At 68.8% G+C, this 22,557-nt stretch carries 18 protein-coding genes and 1 riboswitch; of the genes, 9 read left to right on the forward strand and 9 right to left on the reverse strand.

Annotated elements, in window-relative coordinates:
* Positions 1-2: 2 nt before the first annotated feature.
* The 3 genes from ACZ69Q_RS21850 to ACZ69Q_RS21860 all read right to left on the reverse strand — a co-directional run bounded on the left by ACZ69Q_RS21850 (position 3) and on the right by ACZ69Q_RS21860 (position 3,199).
* The gene (locus ACZ69Q_RS21850; RefSeq protein WP_471044285.1) at positions 3-833 is read right to left on the reverse strand and encodes a carbohydrate ABC transporter permease; all 831 of its coding nucleotides are present in this window, start codon (positions 831-833) and stop codon (positions 3-5) included.
* Between the two features lie 2 nt (positions 834-835).
* Positions 836-1,822, reverse strand: a complete 987-nt coding sequence (locus ACZ69Q_RS21855; protein ID WP_471044288.1) for a carbohydrate ABC transporter permease — start codon at positions 1,820-1,822, stop codon at positions 836-838.
* Between the two features lie 99 nt (positions 1,823-1,921).
* Positions 1,922-3,199, reverse strand: a complete 1,278-nt coding sequence (locus ACZ69Q_RS21860; protein WP_471044290.1) for an extracellular solute-binding protein — start codon at positions 3,197-3,199, stop codon at positions 1,922-1,924.
* A gap of 321 nt (positions 3,200-3,520) precedes the next feature.
* Between ACZ69Q_RS21860 and ACZ69Q_RS21865 the strand changes: the two genes are divergently transcribed.
* The 5 genes from ACZ69Q_RS21865 to mctP all read left to right on the forward strand — a co-directional run bounded on the left by ACZ69Q_RS21865 (position 3,521) and on the right by mctP (position 8,777).
* Entirely contained in the window at positions 3,521-4,285 is a 765-nt protein-coding gene (locus ACZ69Q_RS21865; protein ID WP_030947772.1) for a GntR family transcriptional regulator, read from the forward strand.
* Positions 4,286-4,461: 176 nt separating this feature from the next.
* A complete protein-coding gene (locus ACZ69Q_RS21870; RefSeq protein WP_471044293.1) occupies positions 4,462-6,600 on the forward strand; it encodes a carbon starvation CstA family protein in 2,139 nt (712 codons plus the stop codon).
* The gene (locus ACZ69Q_RS21875; protein ID WP_471044295.1) at positions 6,572-6,769 is read left to right on the forward strand and encodes a YbdD/YjiX family protein; all 198 of its coding nucleotides are present in this window, start codon (positions 6,572-6,574) and stop codon (positions 6,767-6,769) included. Before ACZ69Q_RS21870 ends, ACZ69Q_RS21875 begins: the two co-directional genes overlap by 29 nt.
* 128 nt (positions 6,770-6,897) lie before the next feature.
* Positions 6,898-7,164, forward strand: a complete 267-nt coding sequence (locus tag ACZ69Q_RS21880; protein ID WP_471044298.1) for a DUF3311 domain-containing protein — start codon at positions 6,898-6,900, stop codon at positions 7,162-7,164.
* Complete coding sequence (gene mctP, locus ACZ69Q_RS21885; RefSeq protein ID WP_471044301.1) at positions 7,161-8,777, forward strand: monocarboxylate uptake permease MctP; 1,617 nt, start codon at positions 7,161-7,163, stop codon at positions 8,775-8,777. Before ACZ69Q_RS21880 ends, mctP begins: the two co-directional genes overlap by 4 nt.
* A 30-nt stretch (positions 8,778-8,807) precedes the next feature.
* Here the strand turns inward: mctP and ACZ69Q_RS21890 are convergent, their stop codons facing one another.
* On the reverse strand, positions 8,808-12,428 hold the full coding sequence (locus ACZ69Q_RS21890) for an NACHT domain-containing protein (protein ID WP_471044304.1): 3,621 nt from the start codon (positions 12,426-12,428) through the stop codon (positions 8,808-8,810).
* Positions 12,429-12,583: 155 nt separating this feature from the next.
* Between ACZ69Q_RS21890 and ACZ69Q_RS21895 the strand changes: the two genes are divergently transcribed.
* The 3 genes from ACZ69Q_RS21895 (at position 12,584) to ACZ69Q_RS21905 (ending at position 16,795) form a co-directional block, all read left to right on the forward strand.
* Positions 12,584-13,090 carry a GNAT family N-acetyltransferase gene (locus ACZ69Q_RS21895; protein ID WP_471044306.1) on the forward strand — a complete coding sequence of 169 codons (507 nt, stop codon included), beginning with the start codon at positions 12,584-12,586 and terminating at the stop codon, positions 13,088-13,090.
* A gap of 52 nt (positions 13,091-13,142) precedes the next feature.
* Positions 13,143-13,279, forward strand: a riboswitch (cobalamin riboswitch).
* Positions 13,280-13,403: 124 nt separating this feature from the next.
* Positions 13,404-15,785, forward strand: a complete 2,382-nt coding sequence (locus ACZ69Q_RS21900) for a ribonucleoside-diphosphate reductase subunit alpha (RefSeq protein ID WP_471044309.1) — start codon at positions 13,404-13,406, stop codon at positions 15,783-15,785.
* Positions 15,785-16,795 (forward strand): ribonucleotide-diphosphate reductase subunit beta, encoded by a 1,011-nt coding sequence (locus tag ACZ69Q_RS21905; protein WP_471044311.1) that lies wholly within the window; start codon positions 15,785-15,787, stop codon positions 16,793-16,795. The genes ACZ69Q_RS21900 and ACZ69Q_RS21905 overlap by 1 nt, the downstream gene beginning before the upstream one ends.
* On the opposite strand, the gene ACZ69Q_RS21910 is transcribed toward ACZ69Q_RS21905, so the two are convergent.
* Positions 16,708-16,947 (reverse strand): hypothetical protein, encoded by a 240-nt coding sequence (locus ACZ69Q_RS21910; RefSeq protein ID WP_471044314.1) that lies wholly within the window; start codon positions 16,945-16,947, stop codon positions 16,708-16,710. The two genes, ACZ69Q_RS21905 and ACZ69Q_RS21910, sit on opposite strands and share 88 nt — an antisense overlap.
* Before the next feature lie 92 nt (positions 16,948-17,039).
* Here ACZ69Q_RS21910 and ACZ69Q_RS21915 point away from each other — a divergent pair, with 92 nt between their 5' ends.
* Positions 17,040-18,005, forward strand: coding sequence for a helix-turn-helix domain-containing protein (locus ACZ69Q_RS21915; protein ID WP_471044316.1), 966 nt, complete (start codon positions 17,040-17,042; stop codon positions 18,003-18,005).
* On the opposite strand, the gene ACZ69Q_RS21920 is transcribed toward ACZ69Q_RS21915, so the two are convergent.
* The 4 genes from ACZ69Q_RS21920 to ACZ69Q_RS21935 form a co-directional block, all read right to left on the reverse strand.
* Entirely contained in the window at positions 17,941-19,368 is a 1,428-nt protein-coding gene (locus ACZ69Q_RS21920) for a bifunctional albaflavenone monooxygenase/terpene synthase (RefSeq protein WP_471044318.1), read from the reverse strand. The two genes, ACZ69Q_RS21915 and ACZ69Q_RS21920, sit on opposite strands and share 65 nt — an antisense overlap.
* Positions 19,365-20,450, reverse strand: a complete 1,086-nt coding sequence (cyc1, locus tag ACZ69Q_RS21925) for an epi-isozizaene synthase (protein ID WP_471044320.1) — start codon at positions 20,448-20,450, stop codon at positions 19,365-19,367. Before cyc1 ends, ACZ69Q_RS21920 begins: the two co-directional genes overlap by 4 nt.
* Positions 20,451-20,749: 299 nt before the next feature.
* A complete protein-coding gene (gene def / locus ACZ69Q_RS21930) occupies positions 20,750-21,400 on the reverse strand; it encodes a peptide deformylase (protein WP_471044321.1) in 651 nt (216 codons plus the stop codon).
* A 129-nt stretch (positions 21,401-21,529) separates the two neighbouring features.
* Positions 21,530-22,510 (reverse strand): tetratricopeptide repeat protein, encoded by a 981-nt coding sequence (locus tag ACZ69Q_RS21935; protein ID WP_471044324.1) that lies wholly within the window; start codon positions 22,508-22,510, stop codon positions 21,530-21,532.
* Positions 22,511-22,557: the final 47 nt, after the last annotated feature.

Consider the following 22,557-nt stretch of genomic DNA (forward strand, 5'->3'; position numbering starts at 1 on the left):
CGTTATCCCTTCACGGCGCCGGCCGTCAGGCCGCTGACAGCCCTGCGCTGCAGGAAGACGAAGAGGATCAGGATGGGGATGGCGAAGAGGGAGGACGCCGCCATCGTGGCGCCCCAGTCGTTGCCGAAGGCGCTCTGGAAGCTGGACAGCCACAGTGGCAGGGTCTGCGCCTCCGCCTCCTTGTTCAGGACGAGGATCAGCGGGAATTCATTCCATGCGGTGATGAAGCCGAACAGGGACGTGGACATCAGGCCCGGCGCCAGCAGCGGCAGGATGACCTTGCGGAAGGCCTGGGCGCGGGTGCAGCCGTCGACCATCGCGGCCTCCTCCAGCTCCCGGGGCACCGCGGCGACGAAGCCGCGCAGCGTCAGGATGGTGAAGGGCAGGATCATCATCATGTAGAAGACCGTCAGCGGCACGAGGCTGTTCAGCATCGACCCGTCCCGCACGATCATGTAGATCGCGATGATCATGACCTCCCAGGGCGCCATCTGGGCCATCATGAAGCCGATGACGAACCCGCGCCGTCCCCTGAACCGCATGCGCGCGAGGGCGAAGGACCCCGCCAGCGCGATGATCAGGGCGAAGCCGACCGCGCAGCACGTGACGATCAGCGAGTTGGCGACGTACGTCCAGAAGTGGTCGACGCCGGTCGCCCGCTCGAAGTGCTCGAAGGTGATGTCGGTCGGGAACCACACCGGGTCCTCGGAGATGATGTCGCCGGTCGGTTTGAAGGCCGTCGCGAACATCCAGTACACGGGGAAGACGAAGCCGATGAACAGGACGACGGCCGTGACGTTGGGCCACAGGCGGCCGAAGAGTGAGCGCTTCACCGCTAGACCTCCTCTTCCTCTTGCTTGAGCACGATCCTGAGGTAGTAGGCGGTCAGGCCGAGCATGATCAGGATGGTCAGTACGGCGATCGCGGCACCCATGCCGTAGTGCTGGTTGCCGACGCCCTCGATGTAGGCGTAGACGGGCAGGATCTCGGTGAGCCGGTCGGGGCCGCCGCCGTTGATGGTGAAGACCTGCACGAACGCCTTGAAGACCCAGATGATCTCCAGGAAGGTCGTGGCGTAGAGGAAGGGCCGCAGGAACGGCAGCGTCACCGTGGTGAAGCTCTTCCACACGCCCGCCCCGTCCAGTGAGGCGGCCTCGTAGAGCTCGCCCGGGATGGTGGTCGTGGCCGCGTAGAGGTTGATCGCGACGAACGGGATCGACTGCCAGACGATCAGGACCGTCACCACGAAGAACGTCGACATCTGGCTGCTGGTCCAACTGTAGTCGGCCATGGAGTGCCAACCGAGCTTGTCCAGGACCCAGTTGACGACGCCGAAGCGCTGCGCGAACAGCCACTGGTAGACGGTGGTCGCGGCGACCACGGGCATCGCCCAGGCCAGCACGAGGCCGACCAGCAGCACGACCCGCATCCGCTTGCCGAGGCGGGCGAGCAGCAGGCCGGTCAGGGCGCCGAAGATCATGATCAGGACGACGTTGACCGCCGTGAACAGGATCGAACGCAGGGTGACTCGCCAGAAGTCCTCGCCGGTGAGGACCTCCTTGTAGTTGTCGATGCCGTTCCACTCGGTGACGTGCTGGATGAGCTGCCCCATGTTGAGGTTCTGGAACGACAGCAGCACGTCCTTCAGCAGCGGCCAGCCGAGCAGCAGCACGGTGGCCGCGCAGGCCGGCAGCAGCAGGAGGTACGGGGTGAGCGCGCCGATGCGGGACGCGGCTTTAGGCCGCGGTCCGGCGGATCCGCTCTCGGCTTTCTTCACTACGTCCACCGGACCGGAGGGCGGCCGTTCGGTCTGCACGGTCATGCTCGCGATCTCTCTTCTCGACCTACGTACGTGGAGCCGTGTACGGCCGCTGGGGCGGGGGGCGTCACGCGCATCCCCCGCCCGCGGACCCGGGCGCCGTTACTGCTGCTGGGCGAGACGCTTGTTGAACTCGTCCTCGACCTGCTTGGCCGCCTCGGCCGGCGACTTACCGTTCAGCACGGCGGTCATGTACGTCTTGACCGGGTTGGGCGCGTTCTCCACGGCGGCCCACTCCGGGATCAGCGGCGTGGTGCCACCGCCCGCGGCGGCCGGCGCGGCGGCCTCGGCGACGGCGTTGCCCTTGAGGTTGGTCTGGAGCGACTCCTTGTTCGGGATGACGCCGTTCTGCTTGGCGAGCTCGCCCTCGTACTGGTCGGACAGGGCGATCTTCAGGAACTCCTTGGCCAGCTCCTGCTTCTTGCTGCCCGCGGCGACCGCGAGGTTGGAGCCGCCGAGGAAGACACCCTCGGGCTTGTCGGCCGTGGCACCCGGGATGGTGAAGTAGCCGATCTCCTTCTCGATCTTCTTGTTGGCCGCGATCGCCGTTCCGGCCTCCCAGCCCATGCCGATGAAGGCGCCGACGTTGCCCTTGGCGAAGACCTCGGCCTGCTGCGGGGTCGCCTCGTCCTTGTCCTTGGGGGCCTTGGACAGGGCCTGGAACTTCTTGTACGTCTCCATGGCGGCGGCGACCTTCGGGTCGTCCAGGTTGGAGACGTACTTGTCGCCGTCCTTCTTGACCAGCTCGGCGCCCTCACCGATGGTCAGGCCGACGAAGTGGTACCAGTTCTGGCCGGGCAGGTAGATGGGCTCGGCGTCGGTCTTCTCGCCGATCTGCTTGAGGTCGGCGTAGAACTCGTCGCGGGTCTTGGGGGTGTCCTTGATGCCCGCGTCGGCCCAGACCTTCTTGTTGTAGAGGACGACCCGGTTGGCGAAGTACCACGGGGCGGCGTACTGCTTGCCGTCGTAGATGGACGACTCGTTCAGGGACTCGGCCCAGTCGGCGCCGATCTCGGTCTTGAGGTCGGCGAGGTCGGCGAGGCCGCCGGTCTTGGCGTAGGCCGGGGTCTGGGTGTTGCCGATCTCGAAGACGTCCGGCGGGTTCTCCTCCGACAGGGCGGTGGTCAGCTTCTGCTGGATGCCGTTCCACTGCTGGATCTCGAACTTGACCTTGGCCTTGGTCTTCTTCTCGAAGGCGGCCTGGACGTCCTTCTGCCACTGGTCGGGGGAGGAACCGTCCATCACCCACACCGTGAGCGTCTCGCCCGCGTAGCCGTCGGCGCCGGCCTTGTCGCCGCCGTCGCCGTTGTCGCCCCCGCATGCCGCCAGGGAGATCATCATGCCCGCGACACCGATCGCGGATATCAGCTTGCGCTTCACGCCACCCTCCTCAGGGATGCCACAAACCCCCCTGCCTCCCCGCACGAGCGTTGGGCCGGGACCTGGACCAATGGTGTAGACCAGTAGGGGGAGCTTGGACCAGACCAGAAAGCGTGTCAAGGGGCGAGGAATGGGGCCTGACCAGCCGTTATGCGACCTACATATGAAGGAACCTTTAAGTAAGAAGCCAGCGAAAACACCGGCGCCGGAGTACGCTCGTCCGCTAGACCACTTGGCACTGTGGACTAGACCAAAAGAGGCGGCGACGGTATACAGAAGGGATCACGATGTGACCCGCATCCGGAGCCGGGAAGGCGAAGCATGAGCACCGACGTCAGCAGTGCGGAGAACGAGAACGGCGCCACCGTCCGTACCGCCCGCGTGCCCAAGTACTACCGCCTGAAGAAGCACCTCCTCGACATGACGGAGACCCAGGCGCCGGGAACCCCCGTCCCGCCCGAGCGCACCCTGGCCGCCGAGTTCGACACCTCGCGCACGACCGTCCGGCAGGCGCTCCAGGAACTGGTCGTCGAGGGGCGTCTGGAGCGGATCCAGGGCAAGGGCACGTTCGTCGCCAAGCCGAAGGTCTCCCAGGCGCTGCAGCTCACCTCCTACACCGAGGACATGCGCGCCCAGGGCCTGGAGCCGACCTCCCAGCTCCTGGACATCGGCTACATCACAGCCGACGACCGGCTCGCCGACCTGCTCGACATCACGGCCGGCGGCCGGGTGCTGCGCATCGAGCGGCTGCGCATGGCGAACGGCGAGCCGATGGCGATCGAGACGACCCACCTCAGCGCCAAGCGCTTCCCGGCGCTGAGGCGCAGCCTCGTGAAGTACACCTCCCTCTACACCGCGCTCGCCGAGGTCTACGACGTCCATCTCGCCGAGGCCGAGGAGACCATCGAGACCTCGTTGGCCACCCCGCGCGAGGCCGGCCTGCTCGGCACCGACGTCGGCCTGCCGATGCTGATGCTGTCCCGGCACTCCCTGGACCGGGACGGACAGCCGGTGGAGTGGGTGCGCTCGGTGTACCGCGGCGACCGGTACAAGTTCGTCGCGAGGCTGAAGCGTCCCCAGGACTGAAACGCCGCGCGGCAGCCGGGCGGCTGGGGGTCCGGGTGTCATCCCCGGGGGATGCAGCGTGGCGCGGCTGAAGCGGCCGCAGGACTGGGCGAGTTGGCCTGATGCACGCGGTGTAGCGCATCCCCCTTTCCTGTTCTACGTTCCTCCCGTCGCCGCATGGACGGGAGGACCACCCGGTGCGTACCGCGAATCCCCGAACCGTCGTCATCTGGACCCTGGTCGCGCTGGTCGGTGCCGCCGGCTGGACCGTGCTCGCGCTGTCCCGCGGTGAGGAGGTCTCGGCCGCCTGGATGGTCGCCGCCGCGCTCGGCTCGTACGCCATCGCCTATCGCTTCTACGCCAAGTTCATCGCGTACAAGGTCCTGAAGGTCGACCGGACCAGGGCCACGCCGGCCGAACGCCTGAACAACGGCATCGACTTCCACCCCACCGACCGCCGCGTCCTGCTCGGCCACCACTTCGCGGCGATCGCCGGCGCCGGCCCGCTGGTGGGACCCGTGCTGGCCGCGCAGATGGGCTATCTGCCGGGCACGATCTGGATCATCGCCGGTGTCATTTTCGCGGGCGCGGTCCAGGACATGGTGGTGCTGTTCTTCTCCACCCGCCGCGACGGACGCTCGCTGGGCCAGATGGCGCGCGAGGAGATCGGCCCGTTCGGCGGCGCGGCCGCGCTGGTGGCCACGTTCGTCATCATGATCATCCTGCTCGGCGTGCTGGCCCTCGTCATCGTCAACGCCCTCGCGCAGTCCCCCTGGGGCACCTTCTCCATCGCGATGACGATCCCGATCGCCCTGCTGATGGGCTTCTACCTGCGGGTGCTGCGCCCCGGCCGGGTCACCGAGGTCTCCGTCATCGGCGTCGCCCTGCTGCTGCTCGCCCTGGTCGCGGGCCGCTGGGTCGCCGAGTCGTCCTGGGCCGGCACCTTCACCCTCGCGCCCTCGACGCTGGTCGTCTGGATGGTGGCGTACGGCTTCATCGCCTCGATCCTGCCGGTGTGGATGCTGCTGGCGCCGCGCGACTACCTCTCCACCTTCATGAAGATCGGCACGATCTTCCTGCTCGCCCTCGGCGTGGTCGTCGCCCTGCCGACGCTGAAGATGGACGCGGTGACGGACTTCGCCTCGCGCGGCGACGGCCCCGTCTTCGCGGGCTCCCTCTTCCCCTTCGTCTTCATCACCATCGCCTGCGGCGCCCTGTCCGGCTTCCACGCGCTCATCTCCTCCGGCACGACGCCGAAGATGATCCAGAAGGAGACGCAGGTCCGGATGATCGGCTACGGCTCCATGCTGATGGAGTCGTCGGTCGCCGTGATGGCACTGGTGGCGGCGAGCATCATCGACCCGGGCCTGTACTTCGCGATGAACGCGCCCGCCGGAGTCATCGGCGACACCGTGCAGAACGCCTCGCAGGTGGTGGGCGGTTGGGGCTACCAGATCTCCCCGCAGGACCTGGCCCAGGCGGCGAAGAACGTCGAGGAGGCGTCCCTGCTCTCCCGGACCGGCGGCGCGCCCACCCTCGCCATCGGCGTCTCGGAGATCTTCTCGCAGGTCACCGGCGGCGGCCTGCGCGCCTTCTGGTACCACTTCGCGATCATGTTCGAGGCGCTGTTCATCCTGACCGCACTGGACGCCGGCACCCGGGTGGGCCGGTTCATGCTCCAGGACATGCTCGGCAACGTCTACCGGCCCTTCAAGAACGTGAGCTGGAAGCCCGGCCTGGCCATCACCAGCGCCATCGTGTGCGGACTGTGGGGCTACTTCCTGTGGGTCGGCGTGCACGAACCCCTCGGCGGCATCAACCAGCTCTTCCCGATCTTCGGCATCTCGAACCAGCTCCTCGCGGCCGTCGCGCTCGCCGTCTGCACGACGCTGCTGGTGAAGTCCGGACGCCTCAAGTGGGCCTGGATCACCGGGGTTCCGCTCGCCTGGGACGCGACGGTCACCCTGACCGCGAGCTTCCAGAAGGTCTTCTCCAGCGACCCCAGGGTCGGCTTCTTCAAGCAGCGTCAGGTCTTCCAGGACGCCATCGACCGCGGCGAGGTGCTGCCGCCCGCCAAGACCATGGACGACATGCACACCGTGGTCACCAACTCCACGGTGGACGGCGTCCTCACGGCCGTCCTCGCGATCCTGATCGTCGTCGTGATCGCCGACGCCGCCCGCGTCTGCGTCCGGCACATCCGCCGCCCGGCCCTGTCCACGCTCAGCGAGGCGCCGTACGTCGAGTCGGGGATCACCGCCCCGGCGGGGCTGTTCCCGACCAAGGAGGAGAAGGAGGAGGAGCGCGATGCCGTCGCTTCGGCGGGTACTCGGTAGCGTCCGCTGGTATCTGCGGGAGCTGACCGACGAGTCGGCGTACGACCGCTATGTCGCGCATGTGCGGCACGAGCACCCCGACGCCCGGGTGCCCACTCGGCGCGACTTCGAGCGGATGCGGACGGACCGTCAGGAAGCAGATCCACGCCAGGGGTTCCGCTGCTGCTGAGCGCCCGGTCGGCGTGCACACCAACCCTCCACATCCGATATGCGGACAGGGTCTTCCGCTGTCGTTGCACCGTCACCTACATTGCCCGGGCGTTTCTCAGGTGATCAGTGAGGGGACGGAGCCGTCAGATGTCAGATGCCCCAGAAGTGAACAGAGGGCCGGTGGTGACGCCCGTACGGGTCGTCATCGCGCTCTGTCTCGTCGCGCCCTTCGTGGCGATGCTGTGGGTCGGTTCGTATGCCAAGACCGACCCGGCGTTCGCCGGCATCCCGTTCTTCTACTGGTACCAGATGCTGTGGGTACTGCTCTCCACGCTGCTGACGATGACGGCGTACAAGCTGTGGCAGCGTGACCAGCGCGCCCGCGCCTCGCAGAAGGGCGGTGCGTCGGAATGAACGACGGCGTGAACGGCGTCGCACTCGGCGTCTTCATCTTCTTCTTCCTGGCCGTCACGGTCATGGGCTTCCTGGCCGCGCGCTGGCGCAAGGCCGAGAACGAGCACAGCCTCGACGAATGGGGCCTGGGCGGCCGGTCGTTCGGCACCTGGGTCACCTGGTTCCTGCTCGGCGGCGACCTGTACACGGCGTACACCTTCGTCGCCGTACCCGCGGCGATCTACGCGGCGGGCGCGGCCGGCTTCTTCGCGGTGCCGTACACGATCCTCGTCTACCCGCTGATCTTCACGTTCCTGCCCCGCCTGTGGTCGGTGTCCCACAAGCACGGCTATGTGACGACCTCGGACTTCGTGCGCGGACGCTTCGGCTCCAAGGGCCTGTCGCTGGCGGTCGCGGTGACCGGCATCCTGGCGACGATGCCGTACATCGCGCTCCAGCTCGTCGGCATCCAGGCCGTCCTCGACGTGATGGGCGTCGGCGGCGGCGAGAACACGAACTGGTTCATCAAGGACCTGCCGCTGCTCATCGCCTTCGGTGTGCTGGCCGCGTACACCTACTCCTCGGGCCTGCGCGCCCCCGCGCTGATCGCGTTCGTGAAGGACACGCTGATCTACATCGTCATCGCGGTGGCGATCATCTACATCCCGATCAAGCTGGGCGGCTTCGACGAGATCTTCGCCAAGGCGGGCGAGGCGTACAGCCAGACCAACCCGGCCACGGGCGCGCCGCGCGGTGCGCTGGTCCCGGCCGAGGCGGGGCAGTGGACGTACGCCACGCTGGCGCTGGGCTCCGCGCTCGCGCTGTTCATGTACCCGCACTCGATCACGGCGACGCTGTCCTCGCGCAGCCGTGAGGTGATCCGCCGCAACACCACGATCCTGCCGCTGTACTCCCTGATGCTGGGCCTGCTCGCCCTGCTGGGCTTCATGGCGATCGCGGCCGGCATCAAGGTGCAGAACGGCCAGCTCGCGATCCCGCAGCTCTTCGAGAACATGTTCCCGGCTTGGTTCGCGGGCGTGGCCTTCGCGGCGATCGGCATCGGCGCGCTGGTGCCGGCGGCCATCATGTCGATCGCAGCCGCGAATCTCTTCACCCGCAACATCTACAAGGACTTCATCAAGCCGGACGCCACGCCCGCGCAGGAGACCAAGGTCTCCAAGATCGTGTCCCTGCTGGTGAAGGTGGGCGCGCTGGTCTTCGTCCTGACGATGGACAAGACGGTCGCCATCAACTTCCAGCTCCTGGGCGGCATCTGGATCCTGCAGACCTTCCCGGCCCTGGTCGGCGGCCTGTTCACCCGCTGGTTCCACCGCTGGGCCCTGCTGGCCGGCTGGGCGGTCGGCATGATCTACGGCACGCTCGCCGCGTACGGCGTCGCCTCCCCGACGCAAGCGCACTTCGGCGGCTCGGCGAAGGAGATCCCGGGCATCGGCGAGATCGGCTACATCGGTCTCACGGCGTTCGTGCTCAACGTGGTGGTCACGGTCGTCCTCACCTTCGTCCTGAAGGCGGCGAAGGCCCCGGAGGGCATCGACGAGACGAAGCCGGAGGACTACACGGCCGACGCGGGCGACCCCGGCGTCAAGACGGAACTGCCGGTGGCGGCCCACTAGTTCAGCCGCTCCGAGGCCGGGCGTACCGCACTAGCTGCGCGTACGTCCGGCCATTTGCTGCCAGAAGCCGTCGAGTTCCTTCACCCGCATGCTGACCCAGCGCGGCGTCTTCCTGCGCAGCCCCCGGGGCAGATGCCGGCGCACCCGTCCCGGCAGCAGGGCCTGCTGCTGACGGCAGAACGGTTCCCGGATCTCCCCGCGCGGCACACAGCCCCGGGGCGGGTAGGGGCAGAGCTGGAACTTGCAGTCGGGCAGGCAGGTCGCCCCCGGTGTGGGCGGATCCGCCATGCCGGCCCGCAGGTCGGGCCGCAACGGGCCGCGGTCGCTGCGGATGCACGGCGGAAGTGACGTCCCCGGCTGCTCCGCGCGGGTCATCCGCTCCTCGACCTCGTCGGGATGCCCGTCCCGTTCGATGAGGTTCAGCATCACCAGCACGTCGGCGACCAGGCGCTGGGCGCGCGCGTCGAGGGTGCTCCAGCCGACCGAGGGCGGGATCCACAGGTTGTGCTTGCGGTACCCCTCGGGGTTGCCGGTGCGCGCGCCGATGTTGTCGGCGACGCCCTTCTCGTCGATCCAGAGATACCGCTCGGGCTGCCCGGTCTCCAGCGCGAGGGCCACCAGATCCCCTGCCTCGGCGACGAACGGATGCAGGGACTGAGGCGGCGCGCTGCCGTTCGCCTCGGGATGCCCGGATGATGCCCGGTTCACCGTGCCGGCCATGGAAAGCCAACGCTCCACGGTCTGCACGGCACTCGTCCCGCCCAGCGCCTGGGGCGGCTCGGGCCCGCCGGCGCGCTCGTCCTTGACCGGCGTCGCGTGTGCCTCCCGCTCATGGACGCCCACGCTGTCGGGGAGCTCCCACAGGCACAGCGCCTGGAGCAGCATGACCTGCGCGTACCAGCAGCGGGACTGCTGGAGCACGGTCTGCGCCTGCCGGATCAGGTCGTCGCGACCGCCCTGGTGGGCCTGCGGATGCCGGATCCGCCGGTTGGCCGCGTACTTGAAGCCCTGGGCCAGCGCGGCCTCCAGGGCGAGCGGCAGATCGGGCGCGCCCCCGGTGGCCTTCGGGTCCAGATGGCGCAGCCACTTCGTGAGACGTTCGCGGGCCTCGTCATGGTGTGCCTCGTCGACGGAGCCCAGCAGCATGGGGATCATCCAGGCACGCATCACGAACTCCCGGAACAGATCGACCCGTTTCCTGCGGTACTCCTGGTTGAGCGTGCGCCTGTCCTGCTGGAGCCGGGCGATGCGCTCGGTCCTGGCCCGCGAGGGCGCGCCCGCGGACCGCGCCCACGCCATGCGCTCGGCCCAGTGCTCGTACTCACCGCGTTTCCAGGCCTTCAGCTCGCCGAGCCGGTCGTCGTACTCCTGCACGGGGTCGCTGCTCAGCCCGACCCACCCGCGGATCACGGCGAACGCCGCGTTGCCGCCGGTGCCGAACTCCTGGGCGGCGGCCAGGCGTATCGAGTAGGAGGGTTCCTTCACGCCGATCTGGACGAGCTGCTCGTAGAGGGGAGTGGTGTCGATCCGGTCGGAGACGCTTCGCAGGGCGGCTCCGACCTGCCTGAGCAGCCGCAGTTTGGCGTCGTCGAGGCTGCGCCGGTCGCCCTTGAAACCGGCCCAGGTCACGCGCACTTGGTCCAGGATGTCCCCGAGCAGCCGCGGAGCGTCCTCCACGCTCTCGATCTCCACGGCGGCGGCGTACAGATCGAGCGCCTTCGGATCGTCCGTGCGGCGTTGCGCGGCCTTGCAGAGCCGCTGGGCCAGGGTGTGCCCGCCCACCCGCGACCGGCGAAGCCGTTCCTCGGCCTCCTTCCTCACCTCGGCCCCGACGCCCTCCCCGCGGGCCCTGGTCCTCGCCGCCCGGCGGCGCGACAACAGCACCAGGGCCATGAGCAGTTCGCGGCTGGGTCCGGGCGGCTGGAGCACGTGCTCCACGAGCTCGCCGGCGCCCCGCTCGCCGAGCTGGCGCAGCACGCGGTAGCCGAAGTAGGCCTGGATGATGCTGTGCGGGAAACGGACCTTGCGCTCGAAGCCCTCCACCAGGCCCAGCTTGTCCGCGTTGCGCACGATCCGGGCGAGGGCCGAGCGGCACTGGTCCATGTTGCCCCCGAGCAGCCGCCTCCTCTCGTCCGGGCCGATCCGCCGGCACAGCACATCCCAGATCTGCTGCCGGTGCCACTCGGAGAAGACGTTCCCGCGCCTGCCGTACCGGTCGAAGGCGCGTCCGCCGGCCCACAGGTGCTCGGCGTGGGCCTGTGCGCGCCGCATCGGACCGGGGTGGACGTCCGAGTCGAGCAGTTCCCCGAGGCCGACCTCCAGCTTGTCCTGGAGCAGTCCCACGCAGGCCAGGGCGGAGACCACTTCGACGGCGTCGCGGCGTTCGCGCCGGCTCAGCGCGACGTCCGGGCGCAGCCGGCCCTCGCACAGCGCCTCGTCCCAGGTCTCCAGCAGCCACAGCCGCAGCGTGCCCCGGTCGCGGCTGCGGGTGTTCATGTGCTGCGGGTCGTTGTCCGGCCGGTCGTGCTCCAGGGCGCCATGGCGGTGCAGTTCGCGGGCGATCTGGAGGTAGACGGGCGACTCGGTCACCTCCGCCGTCTCCACGATCCAGTCCACGCGGCGTTCGTCCGTCTCCGGGACGCGTGCCTGGACGAACCGCAGTGCCTCCTCCTCGCTGAGCGGCTCCAGCTCCACGATCGCGGCCGGGGTGCTCTCCAGCGGGCTGTGCGGACGGGAGGCGATGACGAGGGGCAGCTTCTCCTCGTAGGCACGCTCGATGGCCCGCCGGATGATGTTGTCCCGGTTCTGCTGGAGGCCGTCGCCGAGGAGGGCCTCCTCCAGTCCGTCGGCGATGACGACCGGCTTGTCGTCGGCGAGCAGTTGCTGCCAGACCCGCTCGGTCTTGCTGCGCGCGAGGATGCCCCGGGGGGCCTCCTCGGTGAAGCGCGCCTTGGCCATGCGTTCGAAGTTCAGGTCGGTCGTGCCGTTCGCGTCCCGCAGCCGGATAGGCACGGGTACGGCGTTCTGCTCCGCCAGCAGTTCGGTGAGCCGCACCAGGACGGCGGTCTTGCCCACACCGACGCCGCCGACCAGCAGATAGGGCCGGCGCGTGTCCCGGTCGCGCAGCCGTTCGGCGATGACCTGGGCGATCTCCTCCCGGCCCACGATCTCGGCGGCGTCCGGCCCGGCGGTGAGCACCAGCCGGTGGGGGTCGCCCCGTGCCTTGGCGAGATAACGCCGCTTGGTCCACCGGTACCACCAGAACAGGAAGAGCGCGGCGGCGAGCGACGCGGCGAGCACCGGGCCGACGAAGCGCATGACCGTGTCGAATCCGTCGTTGCCCTGCCGCCACTTCTCGAAGCCGGTCGTGTGGCCCGAGAGCAGGATGTACAGGCCCTCCACCACCCACGCGAGCACGGCCAGCGCGGCCACCGTCCAGATGGCCCGGGTGACATTGGTGTAGGTGAACCAGCGCCGCCACTTCCTGGGGCGGGCGGTGCCGCCGCGGGCCTCCAGGCGGATCGTCAGCCGGTGCCAGTGGCCCACGGCCCCCTGTCTGACCCAGTTGCCCGCCCGTCTCGGAGCCAGCGTCGCCATCGGCGCGTCACGCGGCCGCTTCTTGCCGGGCGGGCGACGGACGACCCTCGTCATCGTTCGTCTCCTTCCGAGAACGGCTCTCGAAACGGAGCGACCGCGAGGCGCCGACACCTATCTCCATGGAAGCACTCCCTGAACTCCCCGCAACCCGGCGGCCCTCGGCGGAAATCCACGGGCCCGCCGCCGTGGCCGTCCGGCAGACTCGGCGTATGGACATCGCGATCCGGCCGGCGGCGCCCGGCGAGTTCGACGCGCTCGGTGAGATCACCGCCCGGGCCTACCTCCACGACGGACTCCTCGACTTCGGCGAGAGCGACGAGTACCTCGGCGAGCTCAGGGATGTGGCCAAGCGCGCGGCCGCCGCCGAGGTGCTGGTGGCCGTCGTGGACGGCCGGCTGCTGGGCGGGGTGACCTTCGTGCCGGGCGGCGGCCCGATGGCCGACATAGCGCGCCCCGGCGAGGCCGAGATCCGGATGCTCGCCGTCGACCGCGCGGCCCGGGGACGCGGCGCCGGCGAGGCCCTCGTGCGCGCCTGCGTCGACCGCGCCCGGGCCACGGAGGGCTGCGTACGGATCGTCCTGTCGACCCAGCGCACCATGCACGGCGCCCACCGCATCTACGAACGGCTCGGCTTCGTTCGCACACCCGAGCGGGACTGGAATCCGATCCCGCAGCTCGTCGACATCACTCTCCTCACCTATGAGTTGACGCTCTGAAACCACCGCGACACAACATCTGGGGGTGGCGTGGCGGGCGAGCACAAGATGTATGCTCATGCTCGCTGTCGCCGCAGGGGAATCCGGTGCGAATCCGGAACTGTCCCGCAACGGTGTACTTGTGCATGTCTGTTCCCAGAACCGTGCACAGGAGTCAGTCCGAGGACCTGCCGACAGCGCGCCCGGCCGACCGGCCGGTGCGCCCGACGTCCGGGTCTCGTGGAATGGGCCGGTGGACGCGACGCCGCGTGCGCTCGTGTGCTGCCCCCTGCCCTCCGCAAGGCCCCCGTGCCGAGCGAGGGAGAGCCCCCACGTGACCATCGCGCCAGCAGAACCGGCCTCAGCCGTCTCTCAGGTCCAAACCGACGAGGACGCCCCGGGAACCGCTTTGCTGCGGCTCCTGACCGAGCTGACCGCCGACCTCCCCGACGCCGACCCCGGCCGGGTCGCCGCCGCCGCACTGCGCGGCCGGTCCGCCCGGGCCGACGAGGCGGAGCTGCGCGAGCTGGCCACCGAGGCGGCGGCCGGCCTCATCTCCGAGGACCCCGCCTTCAGCAGGCTCGCCGCCCGGCTGCTGACCATCTCCATCGCCGCCGAGGCAGCCTCGCAGGGTGTGACGTCCTTCACCGAGTCGGTCGCGGTCGGCCACCGCGAGGGCCTCATCGCCGACCGCACGGCCGAGTTCGCGCGCATCCACGCGGCCCGTCTCGACGCGCTGGTCGACACGGCCGCCGACGACCGCTTCGGCTACTTCGGCCTGCGCACCCTGCACAGCCGTTACCTCCTGCGGCACCCCATCACCCGCAAGGTGATCGAGACGCCCCAGCACTTCATGCTGCGCGTCGCCGCCGGTCTCGCCGAGGACGACACCGTCCGCTCCGTCGACGAGGTCTCCGCGCTCTACGGCCTGATGAGCCGCCTCGACTACCTGCCGTCCTCCCCCACCCTCTTCAACTCCGGTACCCGGCACCCCCAGATGTCGTCCTGCTACCTCCTGGACTCCCCCAAGGACGAGCTCGACTCCATCTACGACCGCTACCACCAGGTCGCCCGCCTCTCGAAGCACGCCGGCGGCATCGGCCTGTCGTACTCCCGCATCCGCTCCCGGGGTTCGCTGATCCGGGGCACCAACGGGCACTCCAACGGCATCGTCCCGTTCCTGAAGACCCTGGACGCCTCGGTCGCCGCCGTGAACCAGGGCGGCCGGCGCAAGGGCGCGGCCGCGGTCTACCTGGAGACCTGGCACTCCGACATCGAGGAGTTCCTGGAGCTGCGGGACAACACCGGTGAGGACGCCCGCCGTACGCACAACCTGAACCTCGCGCACTGGATCCCGGACGAGTTCATGCGCCGGGTCAACGCCGACGGCCAGTGGTCCCTGTTCTCGCCCGCCGACGTCCCCGAGCTCGTCGACCTGTGGGGCGAGGAGTTCGACGCGGCCTACCGCAAGGCCGAGGAGCGGGGTCTGGCGCGCAAGACCATCCCGGCCCGCGATCTGTACGGCCGCATGATGCGCACCCTCGCGCAGACCGGCAACGGCTGGATGACCTTCAAGGACGCCGCCAACCGCACCGCCAACCAGACGGCCCTGCCGGGCCATGTCGTCCACTCCTCCAACCTCTGCACGGAGATCCTGGAGGTCACCGACGACGGGGAGACGGCGGTCTGCAACCTGGGTTCGGTCAACCTCGGCGCGTTCGTGAGCGACGGGGAGATCGACTGGGAGCGCCTGGACGAGACGGTCCGCACGGCCGTCACCTTCCTCGACCGCGTCGTCGACATCAACTTCTACCCGACCGAGCAGGCGGGCCGGTCCAACGCCAAGTGGCGGCCGGTGGGCCTGGGCGCGATGGGCCTCCAGGACGTCTTCTTCAAACTGCGGCTGCCCTTCGACTCGGCCGAGGCGAAACAGCTCTCCACGCGCATCGCCGAGCGCATCATGCTCGCCGCGTACGAGGCGTCCGCCGACCTCGCCGAGCGCAACGGCCCGCTGCCGGCCTGGGAGAAGACCCGTACCGCCCAGGGTGTGCTGCACCCCGACCACTACGGTGTCGAGCCGGCCTGGCCGCAGCGCTGGGCCGCGCTGCGCGAGCGGATCGCCGCGACCGGCATGCGCAACTCGCTGCTGCTGGCCATCGCGCCCACCGCCACCATCGCGTCCATCGCCGGTGTCTACGAGTGCATCGAGCCGCAGGTGTCCAACCTGTTCAAGCGCGAGACGCTCTCCGGCGAGTTCCTCCAGGTCAACTCGTACCTGGTCGACGAGCTGAAGGCGCTGGGTGTCTGGGACGCCCGCACCCGCGAGGCGCTGCGTGATGCCAACGGCTCGGTGCAGGACTTCGCCTGGATCCCGGCGGACGTACGGGCGCTGTACCGCACGGCGTGGGAGATCCCGCAGCGCGGCCTGATCGACATGGCGGCGGCCCGGACCCCGTACCTCGACCAGGCACAGTCCCTGAACCTCTTCCTGGAGACGCCGACCATCGGCAAGCTCTCCTCGATGTACGCGTACGCCTGGAAGTCGGGCCTGAAGACGACGTACTACCTGCGCTCGCGCCCGGCGACCCGTATCGCCCGCGCCGCCCAGGGTCAGGCCGCCCAGCCCGAGAAGACCATCCCCGTCCAGCAGGTCGCCGAGCCCGACGCCGTCGCCTGCTCCCTGGAAAACCCCGAGTCCTGCGAGGCCTGCCAGTAATGCCCAGTAACCAGAACCTTCTCGACCCCGGCTTCGAGCTGACTCTGCGCCCCATGCGCTACCCGGACTTCTACGAGCGCTACCGGGACGCCATCAAGAACACCTGGACCGTGGAGGAGGTCGACCTCCACTCGGACGTCGCCGACCTCGCGAAGCTGTCCGAGGGCGAGCAGCACATGATCGGCCGGCTGGTCGCGTTCTTCGCGACGGGCGACTCGATCGTGGCGAACAACCTGGTGCTGACGCTGTACAAGCACATCAACTCCCCGGAGGCGCGCCTGTACCTGTCGCGCCAGCTCTTCGAGGAGGCCGTGCACGTCCAGTTCTACCTGACGCTGCTCGACACCTATCTGCCCGACCCGGAGGACAGGGCGGCGGCCTTCGACGCCGTCGAGAACATCCCCTCGATCCGCGAGAAGGCCGAGTTCTGCTTCAAGTGGATCAACGAGGTCGAGAAGCTGGACCGCCTGGAGACCAAGGCCGACCGGCGTCGCTTCCTGCTCAACCTGATCTGCTTCGCCGCGTGCATCGAGGGCCTGTTCTTCTACGGCGCCTTCGCGTACGTCTACTGGTTCCGCAGCCGGGGTCTGCTGCACGGTCTGGCCACCGGCACCAACTGGGTGTTCCGCGACGAGACCATGCACATGTCCTTCGCGTTCGACGTCGTCGACACCGTCCGCAAGGAGGAGCCGGAGCTCTTCGACGACGAGCTCCAGCAGCAGGTCACCGACATGCTGCGGGAGGCCGTCGAGGCCGAGCTGCAGTTCGCGCGCGACCTGTGTGGTGACGGCCTCCCGGGCATGAACACCGACTCGATGCGGCAGTACCTGGAGTGTGTCGCCGATCAGCGCCTGTCGCGCCTCGGCTTCGCTCCGGTGTACGGCTCCGAGAACCCCTTCTCCTTCATGGAGCTCCAGGGTGTTCAGGAGCTCACCAACTTCTTCGAGCGGCGTCCGTCGGCGTACCAGGTGGCGGTGGAGGGCACTGTCGACCTGGACGAGGACTTCTGAGCCTTTGCCGCGTCGCGCTCCTGGGCCTCCCTGATCTGACGGTCGATGCGCCGGTCGTGCACGATCCCGATCAGTGACGGGAGGACCAGGACGAGGAACATTCCCAGCACGACGACCATGGCGAGCAGTGTCTGTGTCTGTTCTGTAGTCATGACACCACTGTCGCGCCGGACACTCCTTACGAACAGTGGCAGGACTGCCGCACACCCTCGATTTACTGCCACCGGCGAGGCACACTGGCAGCATGCTGAAAAACGTCGCCGCCGTCCTCCTCGACGGCGTTCACCCCTTTGAACTGGGCGTCGTCTGCGAGGTGTTCGGCATCGACCGCAGCGACGAAGGGCTGCCCACGTACGACTTCGCCGTCGTCTCGGCGGAGGGGCCGACGCTGGGCACCCATGTCGGCGGACTCACCGTCTCCACGCCCTACGGTCTGGAGAAGCTGGAGGAGGCCGACCTGATCGCGCTGCCCGCAGGCCGCGACTATGTCGTGCGCGACTATCCGCCCGAGCTGCTGGACTGCCTGGTCAGGGCGGTCGAGCGGGGCGCGCGGGTGCTCAGTGTGTGCTCCGGCGTCTTCGTGCTGGGCGCCGCCGGGCTGCTCGACGGCCGGCGGTGCAGTGCCCACTGGAAGCACGCCGGGGAACTGTCCCGACAGCACCCGCGGGCGATCGTCGAGCCCGATGTGCTGTACGTCGACGAGGGGCCGGTGGTCACCAGCGCCGGCACCGCCGCCGGTATCGACGCCTGTCTGCACATCGTGCGCCAGGAGCAGGGGCCCGAGGTCGCCAACAAGATCGCCCGGCGCATGGTGGTGCCGCCGCACCGGGACGGCGGGCAGGCCCAGTACATCGAGCGCCCGCTGCCGCGCGCCCAGTGCGACACGGTCGGCGAGGTGCTGGCCTGGATGGAGCGCCACCTCGACGAGGACGTCACGGTCGAGCAGCTCGCCGAACGCGCGCACATGGCCCCGCGCACCTTCGCCCGCCGCTTCCAGCAAGAGACGGGGACGACTCCCTACCGCTGGATCCTGCGCCAACGCGTGCTGCTGGCCCAGGAGTTGCTGGAGGCGACGAACGAGACGGTGGACGCGATCGCGGGCCGAACGGGGTTCGGCACCGCGGCCGCTCTGCGCCATCAGTTCGTCACCGCGCTGGGGACGACACCTCAGGCCTACCGGCGGACGTTCCAGGGGCCGAGCGCCGCGTAGGCCTCAGCAGCAGCGTGTGCGGGTGCAGCGTGATCCCCACCCGGGTCGCGTCGTTCGAACCGGGCACCTGCTCGAAGCGGTACTCGGTGGACAGCGCCGCCGTGATCAGCGTCAGCATGGCCATCGAGAAGTGGTCGCTCGGGCACTTGCGGTTGCCGACGCCGAACGGGCTCATGGCGTATTTCGGCACCTCCTTGGCGCGTTCCGGAAGCCAGCGATCGGGGTCGAAGTCGAGGTTGCGCGTGTATGACTTCGGGTCGCGCTGGACGGCGTAGGGGCTGTAGACGATGTCGGCCCCGGCCGGAATGCGATAGCCACCGAGTGACGTATCGGTCACCGCCCGTCGCGTGAGAATCCAGATCGCGGGACGCAAACGCATCGCCTCCACCACGACATTGTTGGTGTGCCGCAGGCTGCGGACGTCCTCGAATGCCACGGGATGCCCGCCGGTGACGGAATCGACCTCCGCGCGCACCTTGTCGGCATGTTCCGGATGTTCCGCGAGCACATGGAGCAGCCACAAGATCGTGGAGGCCACGGTTTCGGCGCCCGCGGTGAATATCGCGACGACCTGATCGTGGATCTCCTGCTCCCCGATGGGGTCGCCATTCTCGTCCTTCGCCTCCAGCAATGCCGTCAGCAAATCGTCCGGCTTTTGACCGGATGCCCGGCGCTCGGCGACGACCTCGTCGACCAGGAGATGGAAATCGGCCAGGGCACGGTTGAATGTGCGGTTGGCTGGGAGAGGCAGCTTGTAAAGCGGCCCGAGCGGGATCACCATCCGCTGGTACATACCGCGGAAGAGGGAGTCCAGCGCGGCACACAGCCGGTCGGCCCGCTCGTCCATGTACGCGCCGCGCAGCAGGCACCGCGCGACGATCCGCACCGCGATCCGGAAGGACTCGGAGGTGCAGTCGACGGTCTCGCCGTGCTTCCAGCGCTCGGTCAGCGCATGCGCCTCCTCCTCCATGACCGGCCCGTACCCGGGGATCGCGTCGAGCCGGAAGGCGGGCTGGATGGTGCGCCGCTGACGCCGGTGGCGCGGCCCGTTGGCGGTGGCCACGCCCTCCTTGCCGAGCAGGCTCTCCAGGGACTCCCACAGCGGCCCGGCGATCTCGAAGTCGGTGCTCAGCGCCAGCGCGCCGGTGAGGTCCGGTGTGGTGACGGCGTACACCGTCTTCGGTCCGAGCTTGATCCGCACGACGTCTCCGTGCTCGCGCAGCGTCGTCACGAAGGCCAGCGGGTCACGGACCATCCGCCAGCCGTGGCCGAGAAGCGGAACCGAACCGCCCGCGAGGGGCGGTTCACGCAGTTCCGGGGCCGCACCGGGCTGGGCCTCGGGGCGTACTGACTCGACGGTCATTTCTCACCTGCCGCTTCGTTGTTGACGTACGGGGGCGTGGACCGGTCGTCCCAGCTCTCGACCCGGTAACGGCCGGACTCGTGGTGGAACCAGTAGACGGAGCTGAACCAGTTGCGCATATTGCCGACACAGGCGCGCACGGCGGCGCCGAGTTCCCATCCCCACAAGGTGCCGTCGGCGAGCAGGTCCGCGAATTCCAGGGCCTCTCGCTCGGCCACGAGGAAATCGGATATGCAGTCCTCGACCCGTCGCCTGACTTCCGTCACCGTCTCTTCGAGAGTCAGCCCCTTGTGGGTGATGAGACTGATTCCGAGATTGTGCACCTCGTCGCCCGCGATTTCCTTCGGGAATGAACACAGGTCGTTGTACCAGGCGGCGAATTCCTGACTCAGTAGAGCCGCCCGTCGATATGCGGGATGTTGTCGTACGGAGTCCGGCAGTTCCATTCCCGCGCTCGGCTCCAGCAGATCGGTCCATATCGCGTGGGCGAAGGTGAGCCGGCGCAGTTCGAGGTATTCCTCGACGGTTGGGATCACCCCTTCGACGCGGTTGCGGAATTCCTGGTCGTACGCCTCGATCACGGCGCGGAAGTGCCGGGCGAACCGGATGTTCCAGGTGTGCGGCAGGAACGAGTACAACCGCGCCACACTGTCCGCGAACCCCGCGACCAGCGGATCCGCGTGGTGCAGATGGTCCTCGGGGGAGTCGAGCGCCACGTGCAGCACGTCCCTGAGTCGCCGCCAGGCGGCCGGGCGCTGGTGGACGATGTCGCGGTCGTGCCGGTCGTCCCAGACGAAGAACCACGCGCTGTAGTCCGCAATCGCCTGGAGTACGTCGTCGGGGGCGCCAATGTAGTACCCCGCCATCAGGTCCGTGTAGCAAAGGCCGTCGGCATATTCTTCGACCTTGTCGGCCGGCATCAGACGTTTTTTCAGCAGCCAGGCGCGGGTGTTCTCCTGGAGTCGGGGCCAATACGGATGCAGTTGCCTGGGAAAGGCCGCTTCGATCATCGGGAGAGAGAGCGACGGTGGAACCGGGACCGCCGTCGGTGTCGCTGTGGTGCTGTCCGAGAAAGCATGCACGAACAAACTCCTCTCAGCCGCCAGTTGTGCAGTCGTGCACGCCCCTCTCGCTGTGCCGGGCGTGCGCCGTCGCGTATCCCCGCACTTCCATTCAGCACCATAACTGACCGTTCTGGGAATGGATTTGCTTCTTTCACTACCCCTGAGTGCCGAGATTCTCCCTCTTTGTGACTAGATTTGGATCACTACCTGCGTGTATGGGATCGAACGTGCTACGGACATGCGAACGGCGCCTGGTCGGGAGGGGGAACCTGACCAGGCGCCGTGCGTAAGTGACTTGTGGGGCCGAAGGGCCGTGCTCAGTCGTTGGCGACCACGGGGTAGCGGGGCTCGTTCTCGGCCATCTGCCGCAGCGCGTCCTTGCGTTCGCGCTTGGAGAGCCGGTCGATGTAGAGGTAGCCGTACAGGTGGTCCGTCTCGTGCTGCAAACACCGAGCGAAGTAGCCGGTCCCGCGCACCTTGATCGGGTTGCCCTTCTCGTCCTGCCCGGTCACCTCGGCGTAGTCGGGCCGGGCGAGCGGCGCGTACGCGGTCGGCACGGACAGGCAGCCCTCGTTGCTGTCGTCCAGCCGGCGCTGCTCGGCGGGCAGCTCGACGAGCTTGGGGTTGCAGACGACACCGACGTGCCGCTTGCCCTCGTCGTCCATGCAGTCGTAGACGAAGACCTTCTGATCGACGCCGATCTGGTTGGCGGCCAGGCCCACGCCCTCGGCGGTGTGCTGCGAGGCGAACATGTCCGCCACGAGCTGGTCCAGCTCGGCGCCGAACTCGGTGACGTCCTTGCACTCCTTGTGCAGGACCGGGTTCCCCACGACGGTGATCGGCCGCGAGGTGCCGCGCTCACGCCAGGCGTTCTCGCGCTCCTCCGTGTCCTCGGTGTCGACGACGAACCCCTCGTCGTCCACGGGGAGCACGCCCGCGTGCTGCTGCTCGGTGTCCTGCTGGGCCATGACCGACGTATGCCTTCCTCAGAAAAACAGGGGTGTGGTGCTGATACAGGGTACGGGGAGTCGCGCCCCCGAAGGGGGGCGCGGGGAACTGCGCGACCAGCCACGACGGCGCCGCTGCCGGCCACGGACCTAACAGACCTCTTCCAAGTCCCGCCAATCCCGAGAATCCGGACTGTCCGCGACCCACCCGTCCAGCAACCCCCTGACCAGCGCGGCCGGCGCAGCCACCCCGCACTCGCGCTCCGGCACCCAGAGCTGCCCGTCGGTCCGGTGCCCCAGCGGCCCGGGGTGCCCCGGCTCGCTGTGGTCGTGCGGATCCAGGTGCTCCCCGTCGCCCTCGTCCGACGGCATCCGCGACTCGGAGCACATCCGGCACAGCAGCCGCACGGACGACGACCAGTCCTCCGCCGCGAACCCGGCGTCCGCGGCGAGCTGCTCCAGCGCGTCCCGGTCGGCCTCGGTGGCGGCCTCCAAGAGGACCACCCAGGTGGGCACGGGCGAGGGCGCCCACAGCTCGATCTCGTCGAAGACGGGGAAGGCGTGCCCGGACGCCGTGGTCCGCTCGCCGTGCGGCACCCCGTCGTGCAGCACGACCTCGCCCCAGCGCCGCCCCGAGGACGGCAGCGGAATTGACAGCACCTCGATCCGGGCGGGGTCAAGGCGTCGCCCCCACACGACCTCGGCCTCCCCCTCCGGGGACAGCCGTACGGCCGCGCTGCCGAGGTCCATGCCGGCCGGCTCACCGGACTCGGTCGCCCCACCGGGCACTCTCAGTCCGTACGCCTGCCAGGCCCGCCGGGCCAGCGGCCAGTCCTGGAGTGCGGTGGCCGCGATGCCGACGTTCCACCAGTCGGGCGCCCCGGTCTCCCGGTCGAGCAGCGCCACGGCACGCAGTCCGGCCGCCCGGGCCTGTTCCCAGTCGTGCCGGAACTTGTGCAGCAGCGCGAGGTTGAACCAGGACTCCGAAAGCCAGGGCTCCAGATCGGCGGCACGTGTAAGCAGCGCGCCCGCGTCCTCGTACCGGCCGTCGCCGATGAGTGTGAACGCCCGGTCGGTGGCCTGCCGCCAGGAGGCGGAGGGCCGGTGCCGTCCCTTGCCGAAGATCCTCACGATTCCCGCCTGCCAGTTCCGTGGAGTGGGCTGGCTAGTGCTCGCCC

It is taken from the genome of Streptomyces sp. NPDC036764, from assembly GCF_055609385.1.

What these genes read in the sequence shown, in the direction of transcription:
- ACZ69Q_RS21855 (WP_471044288.1), bottom strand. Translation starts at nt 1,822, where the DNA reads ATGACCGTGCAGACCGAACGGCCGCCCTCCGGTCCGGTGGACGTAGTG.
- ACZ69Q_RS21865 (WP_030947772.1), top strand. Translation starts at nt 3,521, where the DNA reads ATGAGCACCGACGTCAGCAGTGCGGAGAACGAGAACGGCGCCACCGTC.
- ACZ69Q_RS21875 (WP_471044295.1), top strand. Translation starts at nt 6,572, where the DNA reads ATGCCGTCGCTTCGGCGGGTACTCGGTAGCGTCCGCTGGTATCTGCGG.
- ACZ69Q_RS21880 (WP_471044298.1), top strand. Translation starts at nt 6,898, where the DNA reads ATGTCAGATGCCCCAGAAGTGAACAGAGGGCCGGTGGTGACGCCCGTA.
- mctP (WP_471044301.1), top strand. Translation starts at nt 7,161, where the DNA reads ATGAACGACGGCGTGAACGGCGTCGCACTCGGCGTCTTCATCTTCTTC.
- ACZ69Q_RS21890 (WP_471044304.1), bottom strand. Translation starts at nt 12,428, where the DNA reads ATGACGAGGGTCGTCCGTCGCCCGCCCGGCAAGAAGCGGCCGCGTGAC.
- ACZ69Q_RS21895 (WP_471044306.1), top strand. Translation starts at nt 12,584, where the DNA reads ATGGACATCGCGATCCGGCCGGCGGCGCCCGGCGAGTTCGACGCGCTC.
- ACZ69Q_RS21905 (WP_471044311.1), top strand. Translation starts at nt 15,785, where the DNA reads ATGCCCAGTAACCAGAACCTTCTCGACCCCGGCTTCGAGCTGACTCTG.
- ACZ69Q_RS21910 (WP_471044314.1), bottom strand. Translation starts at nt 16,947, where the DNA reads ATGACTACAGAACAGACACAGACACTGCTCGCCATGGTCGTCGTGCTG.
- ACZ69Q_RS21915 (WP_471044316.1), top strand. Translation starts at nt 17,040, where the DNA reads ATGCTGAAAAACGTCGCCGCCGTCCTCCTCGACGGCGTTCACCCCTTT.
- ACZ69Q_RS21920 (WP_471044318.1), bottom strand. Translation starts at nt 19,368, where the DNA reads ATGACCGTCGAGTCAGTACGCCCCGAGGCCCAGCCCGGTGCGGCCCCG.
- def (WP_471044321.1), bottom strand. Translation starts at nt 21,400, where the DNA reads ATGGCCCAGCAGGACACCGAGCAGCAGCACGCGGGCGTGCTCCCCGTG.